The sequence below is a fragment of the Nonomuraea sp. NPDC050227 genome, from assembly GCF_044459705.1.
Taxonomy (GTDB): domain Bacteria; phylum Actinomycetota; class Actinomycetes; order Streptosporangiales; family Streptosporangiaceae; genus Nonomuraea.
On the sequence record NZ_JBITJF010000008.1, the window covers coordinates 24737 to 50879 of the forward strand.

The window sequence follows — 26143 nt, forward strand, 5'->3', positions numbered from 1 at the left end:
CCTCCGGGCACCCGCCGCCTCACTCTGAATCCCCACACGAAAGGAAACCGACATGCCGTTCGCCAACCTCAAGGTTCCCGCCGACACCCTGACCCCCGAGTCCAAGAAGAAGCTCATCGACGCAGTCACCGACGCCTATGCCACCGTCTACGGAGAACGAGCTCGGGCCACCACCCTGGTCCTCCTGGAGGAGGTTCCGGACGGCGGCTGGGGTCTGGGTGGCAACATCCTCACCGCGGACATGCTCGGCCGCAGCTGACCCGTCCGGGACACCGGGCCGCCCCCGGCCCGGTCCCACCGCCGAACCTCACCCCGGCCCCCAGCGCAGAAACCGCACCTGGGGTCGGGTGGGCCCGGAGGCCGCGGATCAAGCGCGGAGGGCGTCGATCAGGGCGTCCACGGCGGCGAGCGCGACGGAGGTGTCGAGTCCTGCGCGGGAGACCAGGGACAGGCCCTGGACGGTGAACAGCAGGAGCTGCGCCTGGGCCTCGGGGGTGGCGGCCCGGGCGACCTCGCCGTCGGCCTGCGCGCGGCGCAGGGCGTCGGCGACGATCCGGGTGAAGCGGTCGTGCGAGCGGGCGACGATCTCGCGGGCCTCGGCATCCTGCGGAACCATTTCGGCGGTGGTGTTGCCGATCATGCACCCTTGCGGAACGCCGGCCTCGGAGGCGTACTCCTGCGTCCGGGCCGGGTTGGCGAGCACCTCGCGCAGCGCCGGCAGCACCGGCCCGGACGCCAGCGCCGCGATCAGCTCGCGCTCGTAGGTGTCCCAGTACAGCTGGACCGCCGCCAGGTAGAACTGCCGCTTGTCGCCGAAGGCGCCGTACAGGCTGCCCCGCTCCAGATCCAGCGCTTCGACGAGGTCCTGGATGGAGGTCTCTCCGTAGCCCCGCGACCAGAACAGCAGCAGCGCGCGCTGCAGCGCCTGGTCCTTGTCGAACGCGCGAGGGCGTCCTGTCCGTGCCATGTGCCCAGGCTACCGACTTTTTGACCGCTTGCACAGAAGTCTGTACGTTGAAGGCCGCGCGACTTATTGAACGACCGCACAGAAGTCGCCGGCGCTCGCACCGGCGGAGAGGCAGAACCCCATGGACTTTCACAGCAAGACGGCGCTGATCACCGGATCGGGCGCCATCGGCGGGCTCGGGCACGCCACGGCGAAGGTTCTCGCCGCCGGCGGGGCGGACGTGATCATCACCGGCACCGACCCCGGCCGCGGCGCCCAGGTCGTGGACGACGTGCGGACCGGCGCGACCGGCTCCGTGCACTTCATCGGCGCCGACCTGGCCGACCCGCAGGCCGTGCGGCGGCTGGCCGAGGAGGCCGGGGCGGTGGACATCCTCGTCAACAACGCCGGTGTCGTCCCGTTCAGCGCGACCGCCGACCAGGACCTCGCCGCCTACGACGCGGCCTTCGCGGTCAACGTGCGCGCGCCGTTCATCCTGGTCGCCCAGCTCGCACCGAAGATGGCCGCCGGCGGGGGCGGCAGCATCGTCAACGTCACCTCCACCGCCGCCGGCCTGGGCATGCCGCCGATGGCGGTCTACGGCGCCACCAAGGCAGCGCTGGAGTCCCTGACCCGCACCTGGGCCGCCGAGTTCGCCGCCTCCGGCGTACGCGTCAACGCCGTGGCGCCCGGCCCGATGACCACCTCCAAGGTGGTGGCGGTCATGGGACCGGACGTCGGCGGCATGGGCCTGACGACCGCGCTCAAGCGCGCCGCCGCTCCGGCCGAGGTCGCTCGCGTCATCGCCTTCATCGCCGGCGACCAAGCCAGTTATGTGACCGGCGCCGTCGTGGCCGCCGACGGCGGACGCACCGCCATCTGACCCCGAACGCACCGGCCAGAGCCACGTCCGCAGTACGGGGCCGGCCTCTGGCGGGTGCCTCACGATGGCGGGTGCCTCACGATGGGGGGACGGCCCGTCATCATCACCACAACCATGCGCCATGAGCCAGTCAGGAGGATGACTTCCATGGGTCGTCTCGCAGGAAAGCATGCACTGATCACCGGCGGGACCAGCGGCATCGGGTTGGAGACAGCCCGTCAGTTCCTCGCCGAGGGAGCGACTGTCGCGATCACCGGCCGCTCACGGGAACGGCTGGCCAAGACCGCCCGGCAACTGGACGGCCCGCTGCTGCCCATCGTCAGCGACGCCGGCGACGTCCCCGGCCAGGCGGCGCTCGCGGCGCGGTTGCAGCAGGAATGGCCGAAGCTCGACATCGTGATGAGCAACGCCGCCGACGTCACCCATCTCCCGATCGAGCAATGGAGCGAGGAGGCGTTCGACACGCTCGTCGCCACCAATCTCAAAGGGCCGTTCTTCCTGGTCAGAGCTTTGCTTCCGCTCTTGTCACAGCAGGCCTCGGTCATTCTCGTCGGCTCGGTCTCCGCTTACGTCGGGCACGAGAACGCGGCGGTCTACGGTGCCGCCAAGGCGGGCCTGCTGTCCCTTTCCCGCGGGCTGACCTATGAGCTGAAGGACCGGGGCATCCGGGTCAACGGGCTGAGCCCGGGGCCGACCCTCACGGACGCGTTCAAGTCGCTCGGCCCCGAGCGACAGGCCGCCATCTACGACGAACTCCGGCGGACCGTGCCCCTGCATCGCATCGGCACCACCACCGAGGTGGCGAAGGCGGCCGTCTACCTGGCCTCCGACGAGTCCGCCTACACCGCCGGCACCGTCCTGCGCGTCGATGGCGGCATCGGGGAGCTCGCCTACTGACCTCCGTTCGTCAGCGGCCTGGCGGCAGTCTTGGCTGCGCGGGTCGGCGAGGTGATTCACGAGCGTGTCGTCGTGTCGCTGATCTCGCCCGAGGCGGCCACGACCTCCGCTCACGGAACGGGAGATCGCGTCGCCGGCGGCACGAGCACCACCAGGCCGTCGCCGTCACGGCGGCCCAGCTCATGACCACCCCGGCGAGCCCCCTACGGCAAGGCTCCACGCGAGGCCCGTCCCGGAGAAGGGCATGAAAAAGCCCCGCACGGAAACCCGTGCGGGGCCTTTCAAGGCTGAGCCTTAGCTCTGGCCGCCCGCGAGCTTCTCGCGGAGGGCTGCGAGCGCCTCGTCAGAGGCGAGCGCGCCGCTGGCCGGAGCCGACGACGAGCTGCCCGACGGAGGAGCGGTCTCGCCGCTGTAGGACGAGGGAGCGGCCTCGCCGGCCTCCGCCTCGGCCTTGCGGGCCTCCTCGATCTGCTTGCGGTGAGCCTCGAAGCGAGTCTGGGCCTCGGCGTACTGCCGCTCCCACTCCTCACGCTGCTTGTCGAAGCCCTCGAGCCACTCCCCGGTCTCCGGGTCGAAGCCCTCGGGGTAGATGTAGTTGCCCTGGTCGTCGTACGTGGCCGCCATGCCGTAGAGGGTCGGGTCGAACTCGACCTCGGTGCCGACACCCTCGTTGGCCTGCTTCAGCGAGAGGCTGATGCGACGACGGTCGAGGTCGATGTCGATGATCTTCACGAAGATCTCGTCGCCGACCTGGACGACCTGCTCCGGGATCTCCACGTGGCGCTCGGCCAGCTCGGAGATGTGGACCAAGCCCTCGATGCCCTCCTCGACCCGGACGAACGCACCGAACGGCACCAGCTTGGTGACGCGGCCCGGCACGACCTGGCCGATCTGGTGGGTACGGGCGAACTGCTGCCACGGGTCTTCCTGCGTGGCCTTGAGCGACAGGGAGACGCGCTCGCGCTCCATGTCGACGTCGAGGACCTCGACCGTGACCTCCTGGCCCACCTCGACGACCTCGGACGGGTGGTCGATGTGCTTCCAGGACAGCTCGGACACGTGGACCAGACCGTCGACCCCGCCGAGATCGACGAAGGCGCCGAAGTTGACGATCGAAGAGACGACGCCCTTGCGGACCTGGCCCTTCTGCAGGGTGTTGAGGAACGTCTGGCGAACCTCGGACTGCGTCTGCTCCAGCCAGGCGCGGCGGGAGAGAACCACGTTGTTGCGGTTCTTGTCGAGTTCGATGATCTTCGCCTCGAGCTCGCGGCCGACGTACGGCTGCAGGTCGCGGACCCGTCGCATCTCGACCAGGGAGGCGGGGAGGAAGCCGCGCAGGCCGATGTCGAGGATGAGACCACCCTTGACGACCTCGATGACGGTACCGGTGACGATGCCGTCCTCGTCCTTGATCTTCTCGATCGTGCCCCAGGCGCGCTCGTACTGGGCGCGCTTCTTGGACAGGATCAGGCGGCCCTCTTTGTCCTCCTTCTGGAGAACCAGGGCTTCGACGTGCTCCCCGACCTCCACGACGTCAGCAGGGTCGACATCGTGCTTGATCGAAAGCTCGCGCGAGGGGATGACACCCTCGGTCTTGTAGCCGATATCGAGAAGGACCTCGTCTCGATCGACCTTGACGACGGTGCCCTCGACGATGTCGCCGTCGTTGAAGTATTTGATGGTCTCGTCGATCGCTGCGAGGAAGGCTTCCTCGGACCCGATGTCGTTGACCGCTACCTGCGGGGTGCTCGAGGTGGCCTCAGTGCTGGACGTCATGTGTGGAATTGCTCCGAACGCGGACAGGATGTCGATGTGGCGGATGCGCGGCAGGCCCTCTTCCGCATCAAGCCGAGGAATTACGACATCGACGTGACCGAGCGCGAGCCCGCTCCGTCTGAGGCGCGCGCGAGCCCACAGCGCAGCGATCAGCATATGAGACCTTGGCCACGGGGTCAATCCGGAGGCACATCAGTACCCGATGATCTGGGACTCCCGCTTGGGGTTGATATTACCCCGTAGCCTGCGCGGGACGGAGATCCGCGTGGGATCGCCGTCCGAGACGTAGCGCTCGCCAGGGTGCTTGTTCAGCCACTCCAGCCAGTACTGCGAGCACCACTTGCGGCACTCTCCCCGTTTGCCGTTGCTCTGGATCCGCTGGATCGCCCCACGGTCGAAGTCTTTCGCGAAAGGCGAAAGCGACGGCTGGGCCCCGGCGAGGAACACGCCCGCGAAATCATAGCGGGTCCCGTCCCAGGAGCCGGTACGGGCGAGCTTCTTGGGCCGCGGCAGCGACCCGTACGGCAGGGCCAGGGTCTTGTCCGGCGGCGCCCCCAGCTTCTTCAGCAGGCGCTCCAGCCGGACGATCTGCTCGCGCACCTTTTTCTTGCCCAGCCGCCGCAGGTCCGGATGGGACCAGGTGTGGTTGGCGACCTCGAAGCCGTGATCGACCAGCCACCGCACCGCGGCCGCCTGCCGCTCCTGGTCGCGCAGCCCGAACGGCTCACGGGTGATCCAGAACGTCGCGGCCGGCCGGAACGAGGGGTAACGGGCGGCCACGTCGAGGATCACGCCGACGGCGGTGTCGGGCTCGGGGTTGCCCGCGTCGTCGAGCGCGAAGTGGCTCGGGTGACCGTCGTCGAACGTCAGCACGACCGGGAACCGCCCGGCCGGCACCCGGATGTCGCCGGTGGCGAACTCCCTGGCCGTGATGGGCACGTAGCCCTGCTTGGCCAGTTTCTCCAGCTCCTGCCTGAGCTGGGCGGGGGTGCGGTCGATGGAGGCCACGCGCTTGCGCAGGATCCGGTGGTACATGATGACCGGCACCAGGCCCGCCTCGTTGGCGCGCACCTGCCGGGCGAACTCGGGGGTGGCGACCACGCCGGGCGGCTGGGAGGTGTCCTGCGGCTGCCCCTGCGGGGGTGAGACGGGGGCGATCACGCCGACCCGGGCCGACGCTTGGGTAGTAGGAGTCTCACCGTCAGGTAAGAGGCTCAGCCCGACGACGGCCACGGTCACCACGGCCACGTTCGCGATTGCGATGATCCGCGTGAAGGACGCTGGTACCCGCACAAATCTCCCGACATCTCGGCCAAACTGTCATCAGCGTAGACGAGAAGCCCCGGAGACGGCGGGGCCACGCCGTTCGCGATATGTCGGACTGCCCCGCCGTGTCGGGATAAACATCGTCAGTGGCCGGCGTCCTGCCACGTACGCCCGACGCCCACCGAGACCTCCAGCGGAACGCGCAGGTGGTAGGCGGCGTTCATCTGGTCGCACACGAGCTGCCGCAGCGTCTCCAGCTCGCCCGGCGCGACCTCGAACACCAGCTCGTCGTGGACCTGCAGCAACATCCGCGAGGCCAGCCCCTCCTCGGCGATGGCCTGGTGGACGTGGAGCATGGCGACCTTGATGATGTCGGCCGCCGAGCCCTGGATGGGGGCGTTGAGCGCCATGCGCTCGGCCATCTCCCTGCGCTGGCGGTTGTCGCTGGTCAGGTCGGGCAGGTAGCGGCGGCGGCCCATGATCGTCTCGGTGTAGCCGTCGGTGCGCGCCTGGGCCACGATGGCCTGCAGGAAGTCGCGCACGCCGCCGAACTCGGTGAAGTACTCCTCCTTCAGCGCCCGCGCCTCCGAGACCGGGATGTTGAGCTGCCCGGACAGGCCGAAGTCGGACAGGCCGTAGGCCAGGCCGTAGTTCATCGCCTTGATGCGCGCCCGCAGCTCGCTGTCGATCTGCTCGGGCGGCAGGTCGAACACCCGGGCCGCGGTGGCCTGGTGGAAGTCGTGGCCGGACTCGAAGGCCTCGATCAGCGACTCGTCGCCGGACAGGTGGGCCATGATGCGCAGCTCGATCTGGCTGTAGTCGGCCGTCAACAGCCGCTCGTAGCCCTCGCCGACCACGAAGCCCTGCCGGATGCGGCGGCCCTCGGCGGTGCGGATCGGGATGTTCTGCAGGTTGGGCTTCTCCGACGACAGGCGGCCGGTGGCGGCGATGATCTGGTTGAACGTGGTGTGGATGCGCCCGTCGTCGCCGACCTCCTTGATCAGGCCCTCGACCGTGGTGCGCAGCTTCTGCTGGTCGCGGTGGCGCAGCATGATCGTCGGCAGCTCGTGCTCGGTCTGGGTGGCGAGCCAGGCGAGCTGGTCGGCGTCGGTGCTGTAGCCGGTCTTGATCTTCTTGGTCTTCGGCAGGTTGAGCCGGGTGAACAGGATCTCCTGGAGCTGCTTGGGCGAGCCCAGGTTGAACTGCTCGCCGACGGAGCGGTGGGCCTCCTCCACGGCGTGCTTGACCGCGGCGCCGAACTCGGCCTCCAGGCCCGCGAAGTACTGGCTGTCGACGGCGATGCCGGCCCGCTCCATCTCGGCCAGCACCGACAGCAGCGGCAGCTCGACGTCGGCCAGGAGCTGGGTGCCGCCGCGGCCGGCCAGGAAGCCCTCAAGGGAGTCGGCCAGCTCGCGCACGGCGTGGGCGCGCAGCGCGAGGTCTTTGGCCGGCGCGTCCTCGTCGTCGCCGAACAGGGCGGCCTGGCCGCCGGACTCCTCCTCGGCCCGCAGGTCGCGGTGGAGGTAGCGCCTGGCCAGGTCCTCCAGCGCGAACGTGCGCTGGCCCGGCATGGCGAGGTAGGCGGCCAGCGCGGTGTCGCAGCTGAGGCCGCGCAGCTCCATGCCCTGGGCCCACAGGGCCAGGATCGGGCCCTTGGCGTCGTGGACGGCCTTGGGCCTGCTCTCGTCGCCCAGCCAGGCCCGCAGCGCCGCCTCGTCGGCCTCGGTGAGCTTGACGGGGTCGATGTGGGCGGCGGTGCCGTCGGGCGAGGCGACGGCGATGCCGTCGATGCGGCCCGAGCCGCTGCCGTAGGAGCCCTTGAAGGCCAGCCCGGCGCGGCCCTGCGGGAGCGCGGCCAGCCAGCCGGCCACCCGGTCGGGGCCGAGGATGACGGTCTCGACCTCGAAGCCCTGCTCGGGCTCCGCCTCGCCGGTGCCGAGCACCTTGAAGACGCGCTCGCGCAGCTCGCCGCGGATCTGCAGGGTGTCGAACAGCTTGTTGATCTCCTCGCGCTCCCACGCGCCCTGGGTGAGGTCGCCGAGCTCGACGTCGAGCGGCACGTCGCGCAGCAGCTCGGTCAGGCGGCGGTTCATCAGCACCTGGGCAACGTGCTCGCGCAGCTTGTCGCCGACCTTGCCCTTGACCTCGTCGACGCGGTCGACCAGCGCGGTGAGGGAGCCGAACTCGCGCACCCACTTGGCCGCGGTCTTCTCGCCGACGCTGGGGATGGACAGCAGGTTGTCGCTGGGGTCGCCGCGCAGGGCGGCGAAGTCGGGGTACTGGGCCGGGGTCAGGCCGTACTTCTCCTCGACCGCCTCGGGGGTGAACCGGGTCATGTCGCTGATGCCGCGGCGCGTCATCAGCACGGTGACGTGCTCGTCGACGAGCTGCAGGGCGTCGCGGTCGCCGGTGACGATCAGGACGTTCATCCCGTCGCCGGCCGCGCGGGTGGCCAGGGTGGCGATGAGGTCGTCGGCCTCGAAGCCCGCCTTGGACAGATGCGGGATGCGCAGCGTGTCGAGCAGCTCGTAGATGAGCTGCATCTGGCCGCGGAAGTCTTCGGGCGTCTCGCTCCGGTTGGCCTTGTAGTCGGAGTACTCCTCGTGGCGGAACGTCGGCTCCGACCGGTCGAAGGCCACCGCCACGTGGGTCGGCTGCTCGTCGCGCAAAATGTTCGTCAGCATCGAGGTGAACCCGTAGACCGCCTCGGTGTGCTGACCGTCGGTGGTCATGAGGTTGGCGTCTTTGAGCGCGTAGAAGGCGCGGTAGGCCAGGGAATGCCCGTCAAGCAGCAACAGGCACGGGCGGCTGGGGGTCACTTCACTCTTCGGCACGTACGCAGCCTAGTCTGCGTCAACGACAGAAAACCCGAGCTCGGAAGAGTGGAGACATCCCCTTGACGCAGACCGATCCGCTGGACTTCTCCGCGTACGGCGCGGTGCACGAGGGCACGCTGGCCCACCGCATGGGCATCGAGTTCGTCGAGGCCGGGCCCGAGCGCGTCGTCGGCAGGATGCCGGTCGAGGGCAACACCCAGCCCTACGGCCTGCTGCACGGCGGCGCGTCGGCGGTGCTGGCCGAGACGCTGGGCTCGGTGGCCGCGGCGATCCACGCCGGCCCCGGCCGCATCGCCGTCGGCATCGAGATCAACGCCACCCACCACCGCTCGGCGACCTCCGGGTACGTGACCGGGGTCGCGACGCGGTTGCACGGCGGACACACTTTGGCGACGTACGACATCGAGATCACCGACGAGGAGGGACGGCGGGTGTGCACCTCCAGACTGACGTGCATGCTGCGCGACCAGCGCCCCTGACGTCACTTTGACCGAACCTTTGCGCAGCGGCCCCATCGATCGCTACGGTTGTCCGAACAGAGCCCGCGGGGAGGCCCGGTAGATAACGTGTGCGGCCGGGGAAGCCCTACATGGCCCCAAAGGCCGCCCCGCGGGCTCGTCCACGTTTTCTCCCCATCGTTACCGTTTCGTTTTCGGCGTGGGCCAGGCGTCTTCCCTCATTTAGCCCCTGACCTGCCGCGTTGTTTGCTCACATGTGTGGCACACGCATGTCACTAATTGGTGACGAACCATACTGAAACGGGCGTCTGCGGAATAAGCTCCCGCCATTGCATCCCAGTTGTGCCTGCGATGCGCGCGTGTCGAGATGGAGGGGCACAACCCCGCCTTGACCTATTTGAGGGAGCACCATTGCGCAGAGCCGTGATCGCGTTCACGGCCTTCCTGGGTGGACTCATCTTCCTGCTGGCCAGTCCCGCGCAGGCGGGGCCGGCCGGATGCCAGGGTTTGAAGGGGACGCTCAAACTCCAAGGCCAGCCAGTGAACGGCGTCAAAATCGCCGTGACCACCGAGGGCGGACAACCCGTCAAGGAGGTCACAACAAACGCACAGGGCACGTGGGAAGTTCCTACCGACAAGGGCAAGTTCAAGGTCACCCTTGACCCGAACTCCCTTCCGAAGAACGCCGAGGTGCGCGGCGGCAGCAACGTGCGCACGCCGACCGTCTTCGAGGGCAACTGCTCGACCGTGCTGTTCGCGTTGCAGGCCAAGGGCGTCGCCGGGCAGCCGCAGGCAGACGACAGCGGGGAGAGCAGCGTCTGGGACACCGCGGCGCAGCTCGCCTTCGAGGGGCTCAACCTCGGGTTGATCATCGCCCTGGCCGCGCTCGGCCTGTCGCTGATCTACGGCACGACCGGCCTGACCAACTTCGCCCACGGCGAGCTGGTCACGCTCGGCGCGGTGCTGGCCTACATGTTCAACGTGGGCTTCGGCCTCCATCTCATACCCGCCGCGGTGCTCGCCGTGGCGCTGGGCGGCGCGTTCGGCTACGCCCAGGACCGCCTCTTCTGGGGCCAGCTGCGCAGGCGCGGCACCGGCATCGTCGCCATGATGATCGTCTCCATCGGCGTCGCGCTGGTCATGCGCTACGTCATGCTGATCTTCTTCGGCGGCCAGAACGAGGCCTACGCCCAGTACACGGCCCAGCCGGGCATCGAGGTCGGGCCGATCTCCGCGGCGCCCAAGAACTTCGTGGCGATGGGCATCGAGCTGGCCGTGCTGCTCCTGGTCGGCTTCGCGCTGCTGCGCACCCGTACCGGCAAGGCGGCCAGGGCCGTGTCGGACAACCCCGCGCTCGCGGCCTCGTCCGGCATCAACGTCGACCGGGTCATCCGGATCGTCTGGACCCTGGGCGGCGCCATCGCGGCGCTGGCCGGCATCATGCTCGGGCTCTCGCAGAACCTGAAGTACACGATGGGCCAGGACATCCTGCTGCTCATCTTCGCCGGCGTCACGCTCGGCGGGCTCGGCACCGCCTTCGGCGCGCTGGTCGGCTCGCTGGTGGTCGGCCTGTTCATCCAGGTCTCCACCCTGTGGGTGCCGCCGGAGCTCAAGAGCGTCGGCGCGCTGGTCGTGCTCATCATCGTGCTCCTCGTCCGGCCCCAGGGCATCCTGGGCCGCCGCGAGCGAATCGGCTGATCGGGGGAGGATCAGAATGGACTGGATCACGATCATCAGCACGACGCTGAAGTCCGCGGTCGGCGTCGAGACCGTGCTGTACGCGCTCGCCGCGATCGGCATCAACATCCAATTCGGCTACACCGGCCTGCTCAACTTCGGCCAGGCGGCGTTCATGGGCGTGGCCGGCTACGGCCTGGCCGTCACCGTCACCGTCATGGGCCTGCCGTTCTGGGTCGGCATCATCGTCGGCCTGCTCGCCGCGGTGCTCCTGGCGATCCTGCTCGGCATCCCGACCCTCCAGCTGCGCGCCGACTACCTGGCCATCGTGACCATCGCGGCGGCCGAGATCGTCCGGCTGGTGTTCCGCTCGGTGGCCTTCAAGAGCGTCTTCGGCGGCTCGGACGGCCAGCGCGGCTTCTCCGACGGCTTCTACGCGCTCAACCCCTACCCCGAGGGCCAGTACGGCTTCAACCTCGGCTCCGTCCCCCTGTTCTTCAACCACCGGGTGCTGTGGGTGCTGACCGTCGGCTGGGTGCTCATCGCCCTGTGCTGCGGGCTGGTCTACCTGCTGATGAAGAGCCCCTGGGGCCGCGTGCTCAAGGCCATCCGCGAGGACGAGGACGCCGTGCGCAGCCTCGGCAAGAACGTCTTCTCCTACAAGATGCAGTCGCTCATCCTGGGCGGCGTCGTGGGCTGCCTGGGCGGCTTCATCTACGGCCTGGCCTACGCCTCCGTCCAGCCCGACATCTTCGGCACCGAGACGACGTTCTACGCGTACACGATGGTCATCCTCGGCGGCGCCGCCCGCGTGCTCGGCCCCGTCGTGGGCGCGTCGATCTTCTGGGTGCTGCTCGTCCTGATCTACGGCGTGCTGTCCGAGGCCGTCGGCGCCGGGATCATCACCTTCATGGACACGAACCAGGTGGGCGCCGTCCGCTGGATCCTGGTCGGCCTGGGTCTCGTCCTGTTGCTCATCTTCCGGCCACAGGGCATCTTCGGCGACAAGAGGGAGATAGCAATCAATGCACGCTGAAACCACGGCCACCGAGCGCAAGGCCGCGGCACTGGCCGCCTTCAAGGACCTGGCCCGCGACCCGGGCGTGCCGAAGCCGGACCCGATCCTCACCGTCGACAACGTCGTGCGCCGCTTCGGCGGCCTGACCGCGGTCGAGGTCGCCCACGTCGAGATCCAGCGGGGTTCCATCACCGCGCTGATCGGCCCCAACGGCGCCGGCAAGACGACCTTCTTCAACCAGCTCACCGGCTTCGACACCGCCGACTCCGGCTCGTGGACGTTCAACGGGCGCAGCATGAGCGGGGTGCCGGCCCACAAGGTCGCCCGCGCCGGCATGGTGCGCACCTTCCAGCTCACCAAGGCGCTGTCCCGCCTGACCGTCATGGAGAACATGCGCCTGGGCGCCCAGCGGCAGAAGGGCGAGACGTTCTGGCGGGCGCTCATCCCGTCGATGTGGCGCGGCCAGGAGGACGAGATCACCGTCCGCGCCGAGGAGCTCCTCGAACGCTTCAAGCTGGGCGCCAAGCGGGACGACTTCGCCGGCTCGTTGTCCGGCGGCCAGCGCAAGCTGCTGGAGATGGCCCGCGCCCTCATGGTCCAGCCGGAGCTGGTCATGCTGGACGAGCCCATGGCGGGCGTGAACCCGGCCCTGACCCAGTCGCTGCTCGGCCACGTCAAGGACCTGCGCGAGCAGGGCATGACGGTGCTGTTCGTCGAGCACGACATGGACATGGTCCGCGACATCAGCGACTGGGTGATCGTCATGGCGCAGGGCGCCGTGATCGCCGAGGGCCCGCCCGACACGATCATGTCGGACGAGCGCGTGATCGACGCCTACCTCGGCGCCCACCACGACGCCCCGCTCTCGGACACCGAGCTGGAGTCGCAGCTCCACGAGGCCGAGGCGGCCCTGGAGGCCGAGATCGAAGAGGAGACGCAGAAGTGAGCGACGCCCCCGAGGCCGCCCCCGAGTCGCAGGCGGCCGTCACCGACCGCACCGCGCACCTGGAAGGCGCCGAAGACGCCGTGCTGCGGTGCGACGAGCTGATCGCCGGCTACCTGCCGGGCGTCAACATCCTCAACGGCTCCGACCTCTACGTCAAAGAGGGCGAGCTGATCGGCATCATCGGCCCCAACGGCGCCGGCAAGTCGACGCTGCTGAAGGCCATGTTCGGGCTGGTCAACATCCGCAGCGGCACGGTGCTGCTCAAGGGTGAGAACATCACGAACATGAAGGCGCACTCGCTGGTCTCCCGCGGCGTCGGCTACGTGCCGCAGACCAACAACGTCTTCCCCAGCCTCACCATCGAGGAGAACCTGGAGATGGGCGCCTTCCAGGTGCCCGGCAAGTTCAAGGAGCGCTTCGAGTTCGTCGCCGAGCTCTTCCCGGCGCTCAAGGAGCGCCGCAAGCAGCGCGCGGGCTCCCTGTCCGGCGGTGAGCGGCAGATGGTGGCCATGGCCAGGGCGCTCATGACCGAGCCGTCGGTGCTGCTGCTGGACGAGCCGTCGGCGGGCCTGTCGCCCAAGCTCCAGGACCTGGTCTTCATCCAGGCCCAGCAGATCAACAAGGCGGGCGTGACGGTGATCATGGTGGAGCAGAACGCCCGCCGCTGCCTGCAGATCTGCCACCGCGGCTACGTGCTCGACCAGGGCCGCAACGCCTACACCGGCACCGGCAGGCAGCTCGCCAACGACCCCAAGGTCATCGAGCTGTACCTGGGCACGCTGGCCAAGGCGTAACCGGATCGAACGGAGAAGGGGCTCCCCCGGGGCCCCTTCTCCGTTTTTTAATGAACGCTGTGAAACGAATGCTGACAGTGGCGCTCGTCCTGCCCGTCCTGCTCGTCGGCTGCCAGGAGGACGCCTCCTCGGCGCAGCGGTACAGCACCGGCGGCGACCCGACCGACAGCCCGTGCGCGCGCGTGGTCTCGGCCATCGGCTACGCCGACCTGATGCTGAGGCCGAAGGGCCAGGAGGAGCAGCAGTACTTCGAGGACGCCGTCATCGGCCGGCTGGCCGAGCTGCGCGGCATCACGCTCCAGTTCGGCGACCGGCTGCCGGCCTCGCTGCACGCCGCCGTCCAGAGCGTCGAGACGGCCACCGCGGGCCTGTCCAGGAACGACGTGCCGCACGCGCGGCAGGTCGCGCTGCTGCGGCAGTACCGGGCCGCCGCCGAGCAGATCGTGGCCGGCTGCGCATGACGGAAGGGCCCGGTCCGCGCGGACCGGGCCCTTCTCGGGGTGCTGGGGGAGGCTGATCAGCCGGCGATGTTGCCGGTGCGGTACTCCAGCGCCTTGGTGGCGTACTTGTTGTCCTTGCCGTACTGGTAGATGCCGATGGTGGCCACGGCGGGGTCACCGGCGTCGTTGAACTCGACCGGGCCGCTCACGCCGTCGTAGTCGATGTCCTTGCCGGCCTTGAGCAGGTCGATGCAGCTCTTGAAGTCCTTGCACTTCTCGCCGCCCTTGCTGACCTCGGCCAGCTTGGCGGCGATGTCGGTGCCCGCGTCGCTCTTGGCGGCCTCGGCGGCCAGGGCGAGCAGGTTCATCGCGTCGTAGGACTCGGGGGCGTAGCTGTAGTCCTCCAGCTTGGGGTTGATGCCGAGGAGCTTCTTCTGGAACTCCTCCGGAGCGGCCGCGCCCGGGATGGTGCCCTTGACGCCCTCAAGCGTGCCCTTGGGCATCTTGACGTAGTTGGTGTTGGAGGTGTTGCCGTCGACCATGTACCACTTGTGCTTGTCGGCCGGCAGGCCCTGCTTGACCAGCTCCTGGATGACCTTGGCGGTCTCCTCGAACCCGATCAGGACGATGCCCTTGGGGTTCTTGGCCTTGATCTTCGCCACGTCGGCGGAGAAGTCGGCGGCCTTGGGGTCGTAGTCGACCCGCTCGACGACCTCGCCGCCGCCGTCGGTGACCGTCTTCTGCACCTGGTCGGCCAGGCCGGTGCCGTAGGAGTCCTGCATCGCCAGGATGCCGACGGTGTCGTTGCCGTCGGACACCACCAGGTCGCCGAGCACGCGGCCCTGCAGCTTGTCGGGCGGCGAGGTGCGGAAGTACAGGCCCTTGTCCTCGATCGTGGTGAACTTGTCGGAGGTGTTGGCGGGCGAGAAGTGGATGACGCCCGCGCCCGTGATCTTGTCGATCACCGACTCCGACACCGAGGAGGACGCCGCGCCGATGATCGCGTCGGCCTTCTGGGCCAGCAGCTTGTCCACCGACTGCGAGGCGATGTTCGTGGTGGTGTCGCCCGAGTCGGTGTCGTACTTGGTGACGGGCTTGCCCAGCACGCCCCCGGCCTCGTTGATCTCCTTGATGGCCAGGTCGACGCCGGCGAACTCGGGCGGGCCGAGGAAGGCGAGCGAACCGGTCTGGGGCAGCAGCGTACCGATCGTGAGGGTGCCGTCGCCCTTCGCCGCGGGAGCCGACGAGGATGGCGCGGCCGGCTGCGAGGACTGCGTGGCGGTGTTGCTGCCGCCACCGCCGCAGGCCGTCAGGGCCAAGCTGGTGGCGGCCGCGACGGCCAGCGCCCGTCCCACGGGAGCAATGCGGATCATGAAGTGTCTCCTTCATTTCCAGGCCGGGATCGTCAGCACCGCCGAGCGCTCCCGATCGAATGACGGAAACGTACAAAATCGCCGTGTACTCGAACCAGATGGCGGGGTGAACTGTCGGCACTTGGATGCGGAGTCGTAATCAGTCCTCAACTTACGGACCTGCGCTAGCAGGCTTAATGTGCGACGGGTGAAGCGTTTTACGCCTGTCCTAGTCACGGCGGTCCTTCTTGCCGGGTGTGCCTCGTCGCCGCCGCCCCCGCCGCCTTCCTCGGATCCTCCCGCCGGCGTATCGGTCACGCTGGAGCAATGGCGTTCCGACGAGCCCGTGCACGCGCTGGAGGTGGCGGTCCGTAATACCAGCGGCATACCCGTGTATTTCGCCGACGTCCAGCTCGTGACGCCGTCGTTCAAAACACTGCCGCCGGAAAAGACGGACGCCACGATCAAGCGGACCGAGCGCACCGACCTGCGCATCACCTACGGCGCGGCCAACTGCCTGCCCGCGGGCCTGCCGCAGCTCCAGCCCGCCACCGTGGTGGCCAACATCCGCGCCGGCGCCGAGCAGCCGCGCCGGGTGGTCTTCAAGGTGCCGCACCCCAGCCCGCTGCTGACCCGCCTGCTTCGGGACGAATGCTCGGAATTCCTCATCAAGGAGGCCGCCGGCATCGAGTTCGGCCCCGACTGGAAGCAGGTGGGCAAGGAGATGCGGGGCAAGCTGGTGGTCACCCGGCGCGGCGCCGGCAAGGTGACGCTGACCGAGCTCGACGGCACCACGCACTACATCATCACGCCGGACGCCGGCGGCCGGCCCGTGGCCGTGCTGGAGGCCGGGCGGCAGCGGACGGAGGTGCCGGTGACGCTCACCCCCGGCCGCTGCGACCCGCACGCCTTCGCCGAGGCCAAGAAGGCGTTCCTGTTCCCGGTGCGGGCCACCGTGGACGGCGGCCCCGAGCGGGTGGTGATCGTGGTGCCGCCCAAGCCGCTGCAGGACCGGTTGATCCAGTACTCGTTGCGCGTGTGCGGCCTGGGCGGCGGGTGAGGGTCAGCCCTCGATGTTGCCCGTGCGGTACTCCAGGGCCTTGGGCGCGTACTTGTTGTCGTCGCCGTACTGGTAGACGCCGATCGTGGCCACGGCGGGGTCACCGGCGTCGTTGAACTCGATCGGGCCGCTGATGCCGTCGTAGTCGATGTCCTTGCCGGCCTTCAGCAGGTCGGCGCACTCCTTGAAGGTCTTGCACTTCTCGCCGCCCTTGCTGACCTCGGGCAGCTTGGCGGCGATGGACTTGCCGCTGTCGTCCTTGGCGGCCTCGGCCGCCAGGGCGATGAGGATCGCGGCGTCGTAGGACTCGGCGGCGTAGGTGTAGTCCTCAAGCTTGGGGTCGATCTCCAGGAGCTTCTTGCGGAAGTCCTCCGGAGCCTCGGCGCCGGGGATCGTGCCCTTGACGCCCTTGAGCGTGCCCTTGGGCATCTTGAGGTAGTTGGTGTTCGACATGTTGCCGTCCACCATGTACCACTTGACCTTGTCGACCGTCAGGCCCTGCTTGACCAGCTCCTGGATGACCTTGGCGCCCTCCTCGAAGCCGATCAGCACGATCGCCTTCGGGTTCTTGGCCTTGATCTTGGCGACGTCCGCGGAGAACTCGGCCGCCTTGGGGTCGTAGTCCACGCGCTCCACGACGCTGGCGCCGGCCGCCTCGGCGGTCTTGGTCACCTGGTCGGCCAGGCCGGAGCCGTAGGAGTCCTGCATCGCCAGGATGCCGATGGTGTCGTTGCCGTCCGCGGCGATCAGGTCGCCGAGCACGCGGCCCTGCAGCTTGTCCGGGGGCGCGGTACGGAAGTACAGGCCCTGGTCACTGATGGTGGTGAACTTGTCAGAGGTGTTGGCGGGCGAGAACTGCACCACGCCGGCACCGGTGACCTTGTCGATGATCGACTCCGACACCGACGAGGAGGCGGCGCCGATGATGGCGTCGGCCTTCTGCGCGATCAGCTTGTCCGCCGACTGCGAGGCCACGTTCGTGGTGGTGTCACCCGAGTCCGTGTGGATCTTGGTGACCGGCTTGCCGAGCACGCCGCCCGCGTCGTTGATCTCCTTGACGGCCTGGTCGACGCCGGCGAACTCGGGCGGGCCGAGGAACGCCAGCGAGCCGGTCTGGGGCAGCACGGTGCCGATCGTGAGCGTGCCGTCGCCCTTGGCCGCCTCCGTCTGGGTGGCCGGGGCCGACGAGGACGGCGCCGCGGACGTGGTCTGCTGCGCGGCCGTGTCGCCACCGCCGCCACAGGCCGTCAGGGCCAGGCTCGCCGCTGCCGCGACGGCCAGGAAGCGCCCTGCTGGAGCAATGCGGATCATAAAAGAGACTCCCCTTATTCCCAGCGGGGGAACGATCTCCCTCGCTGCGTTTTCCGAGCTCAGCATGCCTCTTTGACGGGGAGATGTGGGGATTTCGGGTACTTTTATGCTAATTTGTAATGTCGCAATCACCCTCTGTAATTGCATGTTTCATCAGCGTTACGGCCATGACTCCATATCAACCACCCCAGCCCGAAATTTCGGGACTGGGGTGGTTGTATGGCGGGTTGTCCGGCTTGGGGTGCCGCCAGCGCCTAGCCGGCGATGTTGCCCTTGCGATATTCGAGCGCCTTGGCCGCGTCGTACTTGTTGTCCTTGTCGTACTGGTAGACGCCGATCGTCGCGACCGACGGGTCACCGGCGTCGTTGAAGTCCACCGGGCCGCTCACGCCGTCGTAGTCGATGTCCTTGCCCGCCTTGAGCAGGTCGGCGCACGACTTGAAGTCCTGGCACTTCTCGCCGCCCTTGCTGACCTCGATCAGCTTGGGGGCCAGCGCGGTGCCCGAGTCGTCCTTGGCCGCCTCGGCCGCCAGCGCGATCAGGGTCGTCGCGTCGTACGACTCCGCCGCGTAGGTGTAGTTCGTCAGCTTCGGGTTCACCGTCAGCAGCCGCTTCTGGAACGCCTCCGGGGCCGCGGCGCCGGGGATCGTGCCCTTCACGCCCTTCAGCGTGCCCTTGGGCATCTTGAGGTAGTTGGAGTTCGACATGTTGCCGTCCACCATGTACCACTTGACCTTGTCGGCCGTCAGGCCCTGCTTGACCAGCTCCTGCACGACCTTCGCCGTCTCCTCGAAGCCGATCAGCACGATCGCCTTCGGGTTCTTGGCCTTGACCTTGGCCACGTCCGCGGAGAACTCGGCCGCCTTGGGGTCGTAGTCGACCCGCTCGACCACGCTCGCGCCGGCCTCCTCGGCCGTCTTGGTCACCTGGTCGGCCAGGCCGGAGCCGTAGGAGTCCTGCATCGCCAGGACGGCGACCGTGTCGTTGCCGTCCGCGGCCACCAGGTCGCCCAGCACGCGGCCCTGCAGCTTGTCCGGCGGCGCCGTGCGGAAGTACAGGCCCTGGTCGTTGATCGTGGTGAACTTGTCAGAGGTGTTGGCCGGCGAGAACTGCACCACGCCCGCCCGCGTGATCTTGTCCACGATCGACTCCGACACCGACGAGGACGCCGCGCCGATGATCGCGTCGGCCTTCTGCCCGAGCAGTTTGTCCACCGACTGCGAGGCGATGTTGGTCGTGGTGTCGCCCGAGTCGGTGTCGATCTTCGCCACCGGCTTGCCGAGCACTCCCCCGGCGTCGTTGATCTCCTTGAGCGCCAGGTCGACCCCGGCGAACTCGGGTGGTCCCAGATACGCGAGATTGCCCGTCTGGGGCAGCACGGTGCCGATCGTCAGCGTGCCGTCCCCCTTGACCGCGGCGGCCGAGGAGGGTTTCACGGACGCGGCGCCGGTGGCGCCCGTCCCGGCGGTCGTGCCGCCGGTCGAACACGCCGCCAGTGCCAGGCTCGCCGCTGTGGCGACGGCCAGGGCGCGGGAAATGCGGATCATCGAAAGCGTCTCCGTTCGAGATGAGCGGACCTTCCGTCCGCCCATCAGCATGCGCCGGGACGCCTGCGCAGAAAGAAGCCGAAGCCGGTTGGATGCCCAGTCGTGACCGGGCCACAACCCGCGGGGCTAAATCACCTGATATAGGCGCTTTTCATGCCCGCTCGGCCGCGTCGTCTATAACGATCTGAGCAACCTCCCGCATGCTCAGCCGCCGGTCCATCGACGCCTTCTGGATCCACCGGAACGCCTGCGGCTCGGTCCAGCCGTGCTGGGCCATCAACTGGCCCTTGGCCCGCTCGACCAGCTTGCGGGTCTCCAGCCGCTCGGAAAGGCTGGACACCTCCGCGCTGAGCGCCACCATCTCCTCGTGCCTGCTGACCGCCATCTCGATCGCCGGCACCAGATCGGCCTTGGTGAACGGCTTGACCAGGTAGGCCATCGCCCCCGCGTCGCGGGCCCGCTCCACCAGGTCACGCTGGGAGAAGGCGGTGAGGATGAGGCACGGCGCGATCCGGTCGGCCACGATGCGCTCGGCCGCCGAGATGCCGTCGAGCACGGGCATCTTCACGTCGAGGATGACGAGGTCGGGCCGCAGGTCGGCGGCGAGCTGGATCGCCTGCTCCCCGTCACCGGCCTCGCCCACGACGACGTAACCGTCCTCCTGGAGCATCTCCTTGAGGTCGAGGCGGATCAGGGCCTCGTCTTCCGCGATCACTACTCGCCGCTGCGTACTCACGAGCAGAAGAGTACAGACGTCCGGTAGATTAGATCCACGCCGGTGCGGCCTCGGGCATTACGCTGCGAGATCACAAACCGGACGAAGTCGCCCCGGTAGACCAACGGCAGAGTCGATGGCCTCAAAATCCATACAGTGTGGGTTCGAATCCCACCCGGGGCACCGGCCTGACCGCCCGGCTCCCTCATAGGCCGGGCGGTTTTTCGTTCTCCACCCGCTGACTGCCGGATCGACGGGCAGGCCCGAAAACGTTGACCGGGTCAGGGCGTCCAGGAGGGCGAGCGGCCGAGGAGGGCGACCACGCGGTCGAGGGCCGTGGCGGCGCCGCCGGGCTCGACGCCGGGCAGGAACGCCTTCCCCGAGCCGCGCGACTCCGGCGTGTCGGGCACCTGCGCGGCCAGCGGGAGAGCGGCCGCGGCGAGGTCGTCGTCGATGCCGGGCGGCACGCCGAGCGCCCTGGCGAAGTCCCAGGCGTGCACGACGCAGTCGATGAAGTGGAAGCCGATCGCCATGGCCGCCGGGAACGGGCCGCCGTCGCGGATCTCGGGCAGGAAGAAGGCCCGGTCGAGCACGCCGTCCGCGGCGAAGGCGGCGACGACGGCCTGCGCGGAGGCGGCGTACTCGGCCACGTGGTCCTCGCCCGGGGGGCGCGGCTGCCAGCTCGCCAGTTCCGACCGCGTGCCCGAGGCCGCCAGGGCGAAGCCGTGGTTCTGCACGATCTGGTGTGCCAGCAGGTCGCGGACGGCCCATCCGGCGCAGGGCGTCGGCCGGTCGAGGTCGGCGGGCCTGATCGTGTTCACCAGGTCGACGGTGGCCCGCACCGACCGCCGGTTGAGCTCGATGATGTCTGCCAAGGCGATGTCCCGTCATCGTCGAAGAACCCACCCGGCCGGCCCCGCAGGCCCGCGGGTGGCCAACCTGTCGATGATGGCGGCACCCTCGCGGCGGTGCGAGTGGTTTTCACCCGTGCGGGCGCCGGAGCGATCAAGAGCCGGAGCGGCGGCCGGGCGGGATTTCGCGGGCGGTTCGCCGGGAACAGTCCTCTGTGACGAGTTGCGACGGACGAGACGGGGGTGGCGGGGGATGCCGTTGAGCGTGACCGAGCGGGAGACGTTCCTGGCCGAGCCGCACATCGCGAGCCTGGCGGTGGAGACGGGCGCGGGGCGGTCGCCACTGGCCGTGCCCGTCTGGTACGACTACAGCCCCGGCGGCGAGATCAGGTTCCTGACCGACAGCGAGTCGCGCAAGGCGCGGCTGGTGGCGAAGGCGGGCCGGTTCACGATGCTGGTCCAGCGGGTCAGCCCGACCTACCGGTACGTGTCGGTCGAGGGCCCGGTGGTGCGCTCCGACCCCACGACGATCGAGGAGCTGACCCGCATCGCCGCCCGCTATCTGCCGCAGGAGGCGGTGACGGGGTACGTGCACGGCTCGGACCTGCACGTCCTGGTGACGTTCCGGATGCGGCCCGAGCGGTGGCTGTCGGCGGACCTGGGCTCCTTGGGCTGAGCGGGCGCCCGGTATTTTTGGCTCGTGACTGCAATCGATCCCACCTCGACCGGCGCGTTCGGCGTCGGCCTCGCCACCATCGCCGACGACGGCACCGTTCTCGACACCTGGTTCCCGGCTCCCGAGCTGGGCGAGCCGCCCGCGACGGGCACCGAGCGGATCTCCGCCGAGGAGGCCGGCGAGCTGGCCGCGCTGACCGGCCGCGACGCGGCGCGGGGCGTCGAGGTGGTGGCGGTGCGCACGGGCGTCGCCAAGCTCTCCGAGCCGCCGGTCGACGCGCACGACGTCTACCTGCGGCTCCACCTGCTCTCCCACCGGCTGGTCCGGCCGCACGGCGTGAACCTGGACGGCCAGTTCGGCCTGCTGGCCAACGTGGTGTGGACCAACTTCGGGCCGTGCCCGGTGCCCGGCTTCGAGCGCACCCGGCTGCGCCTGCGGGCCAAGGGCGCGGTGACGGTGTACGGGGTGGACAAGTTCCCGCGGATGGTCGACTACGTGCTGCCGGAGGGCGTGCGGATCGCCGACGCCGACCGGGTGCGGCTGGGCGCCCACCTGGCGTCGGGCACGGTCGTCATGCACGAGGGCTTCGTGAACTTCAACGCCGGCACGGTGGGCACCTCGATGGTCGAGGGGCGCATCTCGGCGGGCGTGGTGGTCGGCGACGGCTCCGACGTCGGCGGCGGCGCCTCGATCATGGGGACGCTGTCGGGCGGCGGCAAGCAGGTCATCTCGATCGGCGAGCGCTGCCTGCTGGGCGCCAACGCGGGCATCGGCATCTCGCTGGGCGACGACTGCGTGGTGGAGGCGGGCCTCTACGTGACCGCGGGCACGCGGGTCACGCTGCCCGACGGCACGGTGGTCAAGGCGGCGGAGCTGTCGGGCTCCAACGGGATCCTGCTGCGCCGCAACTCGCAGTCGGGCGCGGTGGAGGCCCTGCCCCGCACGGGTTCGGGCATCACCCTGAACGCCGCCCTGCACGCCCACTGACCGTCAGGGCCCTCTCCGCCGGCCGTCGCCACGGAGGGGGCCACAGGACGTCCCGGCGCAGGCTCACCCGTCCGGGCGAGCCTGCGCGGAGCGTGGGCGGGTCAGTTCGCGTGGGAGACCGCGGAGCCGATGGTGTGCACCCGCAGCGCGTTGGTGCTGCCCGGCGTGCCGGGAGGCGAGCCGGCCACGATGACCACCTTGTCGCCCTTCTCCAGCCGCCCGAGCGACAGCAGCGACGCCTCCACCTGCCGCACCATGTCGTCGGTGTGGTGCACGAACGGCACGTGGAACGTCTCCACGCCCCACGTCAGCGACAGCTGCCCGCGCACGTGCGGGGCCGAGGTGAAGGCCAGCAGCGGGATCGGCGAGCGATAGCGGGCCAGGCGGCGGGCGGTCTCGCCGGACATGGTGAACGCGATCAGCGCCTTGGCGCCGACGATCGCGCCGACCTCGGCCGCGGCCCTGGCGATGGCACCGCCGGTGGTCTCCGGCAGGCGCTCCAGGCTGTGGGTGGCGTGCAGGGACGACTTCTCGGCGGCGCAGGCGATGCGGTCCATCGTCGCGACCGACTCGATCGGGTAGCTGCCGACCGACGTCTCGCCCGACAGCATGACGGCGTCGGCGCCGTCCATGACGGCGTAGGCGACGTCGCTGGCCTCGGCGCGGGTGGGGCGCGGGGCGCTCATCATGGAGTCGAGCATCTGGGTGGCGACGATGACCGGGCGGGCCTTCTCGCGGCACAGCCCGATGATGCGCCGCTGCACGATCGGCACCTGCTCCAGCGGCAGCTCCACGCCGAGGTCGCCGCGGGCGACCATGATGCCGTCGAAGGCCTCGACGATCTCCGGCAGGCGGTCGACGGCCTGCGGCTTCTCGATCTTGGCGAGCAGCGGCAGGCGGACGGCCTCCTGCTCCATGATGTTGCGCACGACGTCGGCGTCGGAGGGACGGCGGACGAAGGACAGCGCGATCATGTCGAAGCCGGTGCGCAGCGCCCAGCGCAGGTCGGCCTCGTCCTTGTCGGTGAGCGCGGGCGCGCTGACGTTGACGCCCGGCAGGTTGAGGCCCTTGTTGTTGGAGATCATGCCGCCGATGACGACGCGGGTGATGACGCGGTCGCCGTCGACGCGGGTGGCCTCCAGGACCAGGCGGCCGTCGTCGACCAGGATCTTGTCACCGGGACGCACGTCGCCGGGCAGGCCCTTGTAGGTGGTCGAGACCTGCTCGCGGTCTCCGGGCACGTCTTCGGTGGTGATGGTGAAGACGTCGCCGAAGCCGAGGCGCACCGGCCCTTCCTCGAAGGTGCCGACGCGGATCTTGGGGCCCTGCAGGTCGGCGAGCACGCCTACGCCGCGGCCGAGGTCGGCCGCCACCTCCCGGACCCGGTCGTAGACCTCTCTGTGCATGTCATGGTTGCCATGGCTGAGGTTGAACCGTGCCACGTCCATGCCCGCGGAGATCAGCTCGTGGAGGCGTTCTTTGGACGAAGTGGCTGGGCCTAGGGTGCAGACGATTTTCGCGCGACGAGTCACGAGTCCTACCTTAATTGGTACAGACCACTTGGCAGTCACTGACGACGGAGAACGTACCCGGCGTAGGAGAACAACACGAGAACGGCGAGTCCGAGCCGTACCAAGTTCGCGTACTGTTCAGGGTAGACGACACCTTCGAGGTAATGGTCGACGAAGCCGCTCGGCGGCAGGCCCGGCAGCCCTCCCCTGCGCCGCGCCCAGTCCTCGGCGACGGTCAGCGGGCAGTCCACGTGAGTGACGAGAGTCACCACGGCCCAGCCGACGGCCGCGAGGTGAAGGTAGATCGTCCACCGCCACCGCCAGGCCAGGAACCCGCCCACGGCCACGTAGGCGAGGAAGGCGAAGTGCGTCACCATCACCGCGTCCGCGAGCAGGCGGTACATCATGGCTCTATGGTGGCCGCCTTCCAGGCGTTCACCACGCCGTGCCCGTAGAAGCCGTTCTTGGCCTGGTCGCCCTCGCACTGATGGGTCTCGTTCTCGCCGTACACCTTGTAGACGTAGGCGCGCGGGGTCGGGCAGGCCACGGGCGTCGCGGTCCGGTAGAGCAGGTCCTCGACGGTGGCGGGGTCCATGGACAGGCCGCCGGGGCCGGGCTTGCCGAACCGGCTGATCAGGATGGCCGCGACGCCGGTGGCGTGCGGGGCGGCCATGGAGGTGCCGTCGAGGTACTGGTAGTAGGAGCAGGCGCCCTTGTGGCAGTCGCGCACGACGTCGGCGCCCTTGGGCTTGCCGGAGGCGTCGATCCGGCCGCCGGCCTTGAGCACGTGCTCGGGGGCGGCGGCCAGGATCGACCGGCTGGCCTGCGCGCCCTTGCCGTCCAGCGCGTCGCCGCCGGGGGCGGCCAGGTCGGTCTGCTCCAGGCCGTAGTCGCTGTAGACGGCCTTGCGTCCGGACGGCCCGACGGCGGAGATCGAGATCACGCCCTTGGACTCGGCGGGCACGTTGACGCACGAGTTGTCTATCTTGCGGGTCTTCTCGTCGCCGCGCGGGTAGCCGGGGCTCTGCTTGTCGGCCGTGGGGTGCCCGAGGTCGGTGGAGCCGTTGCCGAGGGCCGAGATGAGCGTGACGCCCCTGCCGCGGGCGTAGTCGAGGGCGCGCTGCATGCCGACGACGACGGCCCGCTGTTCGAGCTGCTCCTTCTTGGTGTCGGCCGGGTTGGCGGCGCAGTTGAACAGCCAGGGGTCGACGTAGTAGCTCATGTTGACGACGTCCACGCCGATGTCGGCGGCGTAGGTGAGGGCGTCGAGGCTGGGCTTGAGGAAGAAGAAGCCGGAGTCCTGGCCGGCCCTGATGCTGACGATCCGCACGTCCGGGGCGACGCCGGCGATGCCGATGCCGTTGATCGGGGAGGCGATGGTGCTGGCGACGTGGGTGCCGTGGCCGTCGTCGTCCTCGTCCACGGGGTCCTTGCAGGAGGGGACCTCGCAGGGGCCGTCCAGGGTCTCGCCGCGCTCGTCCTTGGGCTTGTCGGTGACGAAGTTGCGGCTCAGCTCGCGGTCGAAGTTGGGCGCGATGTCGGGGTGCTTGCCGTCGACGCCGGTGTCGATGACGCCGACCAGCACCTTCTTGTCGCCGGGGGCCTTGGCGTTGGCCCGGTCGGCGCCGATCATCTTCATGTCCCACTGCAGGTGGGCCAGGGGCTCCTGGGCCAGGCCCTTCCCGGCCATGGATCCGGCGTCGGGGAAGCCCCTGCCCGCGGGGCGGGCGGCGCGGGAGGAGGTGGAGCCGATGACGCGGCGGTCGGGTGAGACGCCGACGACGGCCGGGTCGGCGCCGACGCTCTCGGCGAAACCGTCGCCGCCGCCCTGGGTGAGCACGTAGCCGAGCTTGCTGTCCTCCTCGACGACCGTGCCGCCGGCGCGCTTGACGGCCGCCAGGGCCTGGCCCTGCTTGCCGTCGGCGTAGAAGACCAGGTTCTGGTTCTGGCCGGTGCGGGAGGTCGCGCCGGACTGCGTGGGCTGCGCGGAGCTGGTGGGGCCGTCCTGCGCGGGCTCCTCGGGGGTGGCCCGGTCGCCCGCGGCGGCCGAGCACGCGGTCAGCGCGGCGGCGACGGCCAGCGCCGTCAGGCCAGAGGCGACTCGCCGCATTGCTCCCCCATCCACCGACTGTCGCAGAATCTGCATCTTCCCGACACTCAACGGCTGATGCAACTTAGGTGTGAAATTTCGGCAG

24 protein-coding genes and 1 tRNA gene are annotated in these 26143 nt (G+C 69.3%); 13 read left to right on the forward strand and 12 right to left on the reverse strand.

Annotation, left to right across the window (positions count from 1 at the left end; translation table 11 throughout):
• Positions 1-52: 52 nt before the first annotated feature.
• Entirely contained in the window at positions 53-259 is a 207-nt protein-coding gene (locus tag ACIBK9_RS29120) for a 4-oxalocrotonate tautomerase family protein (RefSeq protein WP_358293814.1), read from the forward strand.
• 108 nt (positions 260-367) lie between these two features.
• Here the strand turns inward: ACIBK9_RS29120 and ACIBK9_RS29125 are convergent, their stop codons facing one another.
• Entirely contained in the window at positions 368-967 is a 600-nt protein-coding gene (locus tag ACIBK9_RS29125) for a TetR/AcrR family transcriptional regulator (protein WP_397162108.1), read from the reverse strand.
• A gap of 121 nt (positions 968-1088) precedes the next feature.
• Here ACIBK9_RS29125 and ACIBK9_RS29130 point away from each other — a divergent pair, with 121 nt between their 5' ends.
• Both ACIBK9_RS29130 and ACIBK9_RS29135 read left to right on the forward strand, forming a co-directional pair.
• The gene (locus tag ACIBK9_RS29130; RefSeq protein WP_397162109.1) at positions 1089-1829 is read left to right on the forward strand and encodes an SDR family NAD(P)-dependent oxidoreductase; all 741 of its coding nucleotides are present in this window, start codon (positions 1089-1091) and stop codon (positions 1827-1829) included.
• A gap of 147 nt (positions 1830-1976) precedes the next feature.
• Complete coding sequence (locus ACIBK9_RS29135; protein ID WP_397162110.1) at positions 1977-2726, forward strand: SDR family oxidoreductase; 750 nt, start codon at positions 1977-1979, stop codon at positions 2724-2726.
• 294 nt (positions 2727-3020) lie between these two features.
• Here ACIBK9_RS29135 and rpsA read toward each other — a convergent pair whose 3' ends face one another.
• The 3 genes from rpsA to polA all read right to left on the reverse strand — a co-directional run bounded on the left by rpsA (position 3021) and on the right by polA (position 8602).
• Positions 3021-4502: a 30S ribosomal protein S1 gene (gene rpsA / locus ACIBK9_RS29140; protein ID WP_352358288.1), complete on the reverse strand. Its 1482-nt coding sequence runs from the start codon at positions 4500-4502 to the stop codon at positions 3021-3023.
• 192 nt (positions 4503-4694) lie between these two features.
• Entirely contained in the window at positions 4695-5750 is a 1056-nt protein-coding gene (locus tag ACIBK9_RS29145) for a polysaccharide deacetylase family protein (protein WP_358293821.1), read from the reverse strand.
• Between the two features lie 161 nt (positions 5751-5911).
• On the reverse strand, positions 5912-8602 hold the full coding sequence (gene polA, locus ACIBK9_RS29150; protein WP_387666587.1) for a DNA polymerase I: 2691 nt from the start codon (positions 8600-8602) through the stop codon (positions 5912-5914).
• A 131-nt stretch (positions 8603-8733) separates the two neighbouring features.
• Between polA and ACIBK9_RS29155 the strand changes: the two genes are divergently transcribed.
• The 6 genes from ACIBK9_RS29155 (at position 8734) to ACIBK9_RS29180 (ending at position 13959) form a co-directional block, all read left to right on the forward strand.
• Positions 8734-9084 (forward strand): PaaI family thioesterase, encoded by a 351-nt coding sequence (locus tag ACIBK9_RS29155; protein WP_397162345.1) that lies wholly within the window; start codon positions 8734-8736, stop codon positions 9082-9084.
• 519 nt (positions 9085-9603) lie between these two features.
• Entirely contained in the window at positions 9604-10761 is a 1158-nt protein-coding gene (locus ACIBK9_RS29160; protein WP_397162111.1) for a branched-chain amino acid ABC transporter permease, read from the forward strand.
• Positions 10762-10777: 16 nt separating this feature from the next.
• Entirely contained in the window at positions 10778-11776 is a 999-nt protein-coding gene (locus ACIBK9_RS29165) for a branched-chain amino acid ABC transporter permease (RefSeq protein WP_352358296.1), read from the forward strand.
• Complete coding sequence (locus ACIBK9_RS29170) at positions 11766-12704, forward strand: ABC transporter ATP-binding protein (RefSeq protein WP_358293827.1); 939 nt, start codon at positions 11766-11768, stop codon at positions 12702-12704. The genes ACIBK9_RS29165 and ACIBK9_RS29170 overlap by 11 nt, the downstream gene beginning before the upstream one ends.
• Positions 12701-13498 carry an ABC transporter ATP-binding protein gene (locus tag ACIBK9_RS29175; protein WP_352331023.1) on the forward strand — a complete coding sequence of 266 codons (798 nt, stop codon included), beginning with the start codon at positions 12701-12703 and terminating at the stop codon, positions 13496-13498. The genes ACIBK9_RS29170 and ACIBK9_RS29175 overlap by 4 nt, the downstream gene beginning before the upstream one ends.
• 59 nt (positions 13499-13557) lie before the next feature.
• Positions 13558-13959: a hypothetical protein gene (locus ACIBK9_RS29180; RefSeq protein WP_352358300.1), complete on the forward strand. Its 402-nt coding sequence runs from the start codon at positions 13558-13560 to the stop codon at positions 13957-13959.
• Between the two features lie 56 nt (positions 13960-14015).
• Here the strand turns inward: ACIBK9_RS29180 and ACIBK9_RS29185 are convergent, their stop codons facing one another.
• Positions 14016-15311 (reverse strand): ABC transporter substrate-binding protein, encoded by a 1296-nt coding sequence (locus ACIBK9_RS29185; protein WP_358293831.1) that lies wholly within the window; start codon positions 15309-15311, stop codon positions 14016-14018.
• Between the two features lie 370 nt (positions 15312-15681).
• Here ACIBK9_RS29185 and ACIBK9_RS29190 point away from each other — a divergent pair, with 370 nt between their 5' ends.
• The gene (locus ACIBK9_RS29190; protein ID WP_387666578.1) at positions 15682-16350 is read left to right on the forward strand and encodes a hypothetical protein; all 669 of its coding nucleotides are present in this window, start codon (positions 15682-15684) and stop codon (positions 16348-16350) included.
• A gap of 3 nt (positions 16351-16353) precedes the next feature.
• Here the strand turns inward: ACIBK9_RS29190 and ACIBK9_RS29195 are convergent, their stop codons facing one another.
• The 3 genes from ACIBK9_RS29195 to ACIBK9_RS29205 all read right to left on the reverse strand — a co-directional run bounded on the left by ACIBK9_RS29195 (position 16354) and on the right by ACIBK9_RS29205 (position 19944).
• Positions 16354-17661 (reverse strand): ABC transporter substrate-binding protein, encoded by a 1308-nt coding sequence (locus tag ACIBK9_RS29195; protein ID WP_358293835.1) that lies wholly within the window; start codon positions 17659-17661, stop codon positions 16354-16356.
• Positions 17662-17915: 254 nt separating this feature from the next.
• Entirely contained in the window at positions 17916-19208 is a 1293-nt protein-coding gene (locus ACIBK9_RS29200; RefSeq protein WP_358293837.1) for an ABC transporter substrate-binding protein, read from the reverse strand.
• Between the two features lie 151 nt (positions 19209-19359).
• Positions 19360-19944 carry a response regulator gene (locus ACIBK9_RS29205; protein WP_352327599.1) on the reverse strand — a complete coding sequence of 195 codons (585 nt, stop codon included), beginning with the start codon at positions 19942-19944 and terminating at the stop codon, positions 19360-19362.
• Positions 19945-20033: 89 nt separating this feature from the next.
• Between ACIBK9_RS29205 and ACIBK9_RS29210 the strand changes: the two genes are divergently transcribed.
• A tRNA-Leu gene (locus ACIBK9_RS29210) sits at positions 20034-20106 on the forward strand.
• Positions 20107-20204: 98 nt separating this feature from the next.
• On the opposite strand, the gene ACIBK9_RS29215 is transcribed toward ACIBK9_RS29210, so the two are convergent.
• Entirely contained in the window at positions 20205-20798 is a 594-nt protein-coding gene (locus ACIBK9_RS29215; protein ID WP_397162112.1) for a TIGR03086 family metal-binding protein, read from the reverse strand.
• Positions 20799-21027: 229 nt separating this feature from the next.
• On the opposite strand from ACIBK9_RS29215, the gene ACIBK9_RS29220 reads away from it, so the two are divergent.
• The gene (locus tag ACIBK9_RS29220; protein WP_358293840.1) at positions 21028-21450 is read left to right on the forward strand and encodes a pyridoxamine 5'-phosphate oxidase family protein; all 423 of its coding nucleotides are present in this window, start codon (positions 21028-21030) and stop codon (positions 21448-21450) included.
• Between the two features lie 24 nt (positions 21451-21474).
• Positions 21475-22437: a 2,3,4,5-tetrahydropyridine-2,6-dicarboxylate N-succinyltransferase gene (gene dapD, locus ACIBK9_RS29225; protein ID WP_397162113.1), complete on the forward strand. Its 963-nt coding sequence runs from the start codon at positions 21475-21477 to the stop codon at positions 22435-22437.
• Positions 22438-22538: 101 nt separating this feature from the next.
• Here the strand turns inward: dapD and pyk are convergent, their stop codons facing one another.
• From pyk to ACIBK9_RS29240, 3 genes are read right to left on the reverse strand one after another with little or no spacing between them, the layout of a single operon-like run.
• Positions 22539-23969: a pyruvate kinase gene (gene pyk, locus ACIBK9_RS29230; RefSeq protein WP_352327603.1), complete on the reverse strand. Its 1431-nt coding sequence runs from the start codon at positions 23967-23969 to the stop codon at positions 22539-22541.
• A 35-nt stretch (positions 23970-24004) separates the two neighbouring features.
• Positions 24005-24355: a DUF2784 domain-containing protein gene (locus ACIBK9_RS29235; protein WP_397162114.1), complete on the reverse strand. Its 351-nt coding sequence runs from the start codon at positions 24353-24355 to the stop codon at positions 24005-24007.
• Complete coding sequence (locus ACIBK9_RS29240; RefSeq protein ID WP_397162115.1) at positions 24352-26058, reverse strand: S8 family peptidase; 1707 nt, start codon at positions 26056-26058, stop codon at positions 24352-24354. Before ACIBK9_RS29240 ends, ACIBK9_RS29235 begins: the two co-directional genes overlap by 4 nt.
• Positions 26059-26143: the final 85 nt, after the last annotated feature.

Excerpts from the sequence above, each read along its gene's own strand:
- ACIBK9_RS29120 (WP_358293814.1), top strand. The coding sequence starts at position 53 with ATGCCGTTCGCCAACCTCAAGGTTCCCGCCGACACCCTGACCCCCGAG.
- ACIBK9_RS29125 (WP_397162108.1), bottom strand. The coding sequence starts at position 967 with ATGGCACGGACAGGACGCCCTCGCGCGTTCGACAAGGACCAGGCGCTG.
- ACIBK9_RS29130 (WP_397162109.1), top strand. The coding sequence starts at position 1,089 with ATGGACTTTCACAGCAAGACGGCGCTGATCACCGGATCGGGCGCCATC.
- ACIBK9_RS29135 (WP_397162110.1), top strand. The coding sequence starts at position 1,977 with ATGGGTCGTCTCGCAGGAAAGCATGCACTGATCACCGGCGGGACCAGC.
- rpsA (WP_352358288.1), bottom strand. The coding sequence starts at position 4,502 with ATGACGTCCAGCACTGAGGCCACCTCGAGCACCCCGCAGGTAGCGGTC.
- ACIBK9_RS29155 (WP_397162345.1), top strand. The coding sequence starts at position 8,734 with ATGGGCATCGAGTTCGTCGAGGCCGGGCCCGAGCGCGTCGTCGGCAGG.
- ACIBK9_RS29165 (WP_352358296.1), top strand. The coding sequence starts at position 10,778 with ATGGACTGGATCACGATCATCAGCACGACGCTGAAGTCCGCGGTCGGC.
- ACIBK9_RS29170 (WP_358293827.1), top strand. The coding sequence starts at position 11,766 with ATGCACGCTGAAACCACGGCCACCGAGCGCAAGGCCGCGGCACTGGCC.
- ACIBK9_RS29185 (WP_358293831.1), bottom strand. The coding sequence starts at position 15,311 with ATGATCCGCATTGCTCCCGTGGGACGGGCGCTGGCCGTCGCGGCCGCC.
- ACIBK9_RS29195 (WP_358293835.1), bottom strand. The coding sequence starts at position 17,661 with ATGATCCGCATTGCTCCAGCAGGGCGCTTCCTGGCCGTCGCGGCAGCG.
- ACIBK9_RS29200 (WP_358293837.1), bottom strand. The coding sequence starts at position 19,208 with ATGATCCGCATTTCCCGCGCCCTGGCCGTCGCCACAGCGGCGAGCCTG.
- ACIBK9_RS29220 (WP_358293840.1), top strand. The coding sequence starts at position 21,028 with ATGCCGTTGAGCGTGACCGAGCGGGAGACGTTCCTGGCCGAGCCGCAC.
- ACIBK9_RS29235 (WP_397162114.1), bottom strand. The coding sequence starts at position 24,355 with ATGATGTACCGCCTGCTCGCGGACGCGGTGATGGTGACGCACTTCGCC.
- ACIBK9_RS29240 (WP_397162115.1), bottom strand. The coding sequence starts at position 26,058 with ATGCGGCGAGTCGCCTCTGGCCTGACGGCGCTGGCCGTCGCCGCCGCG.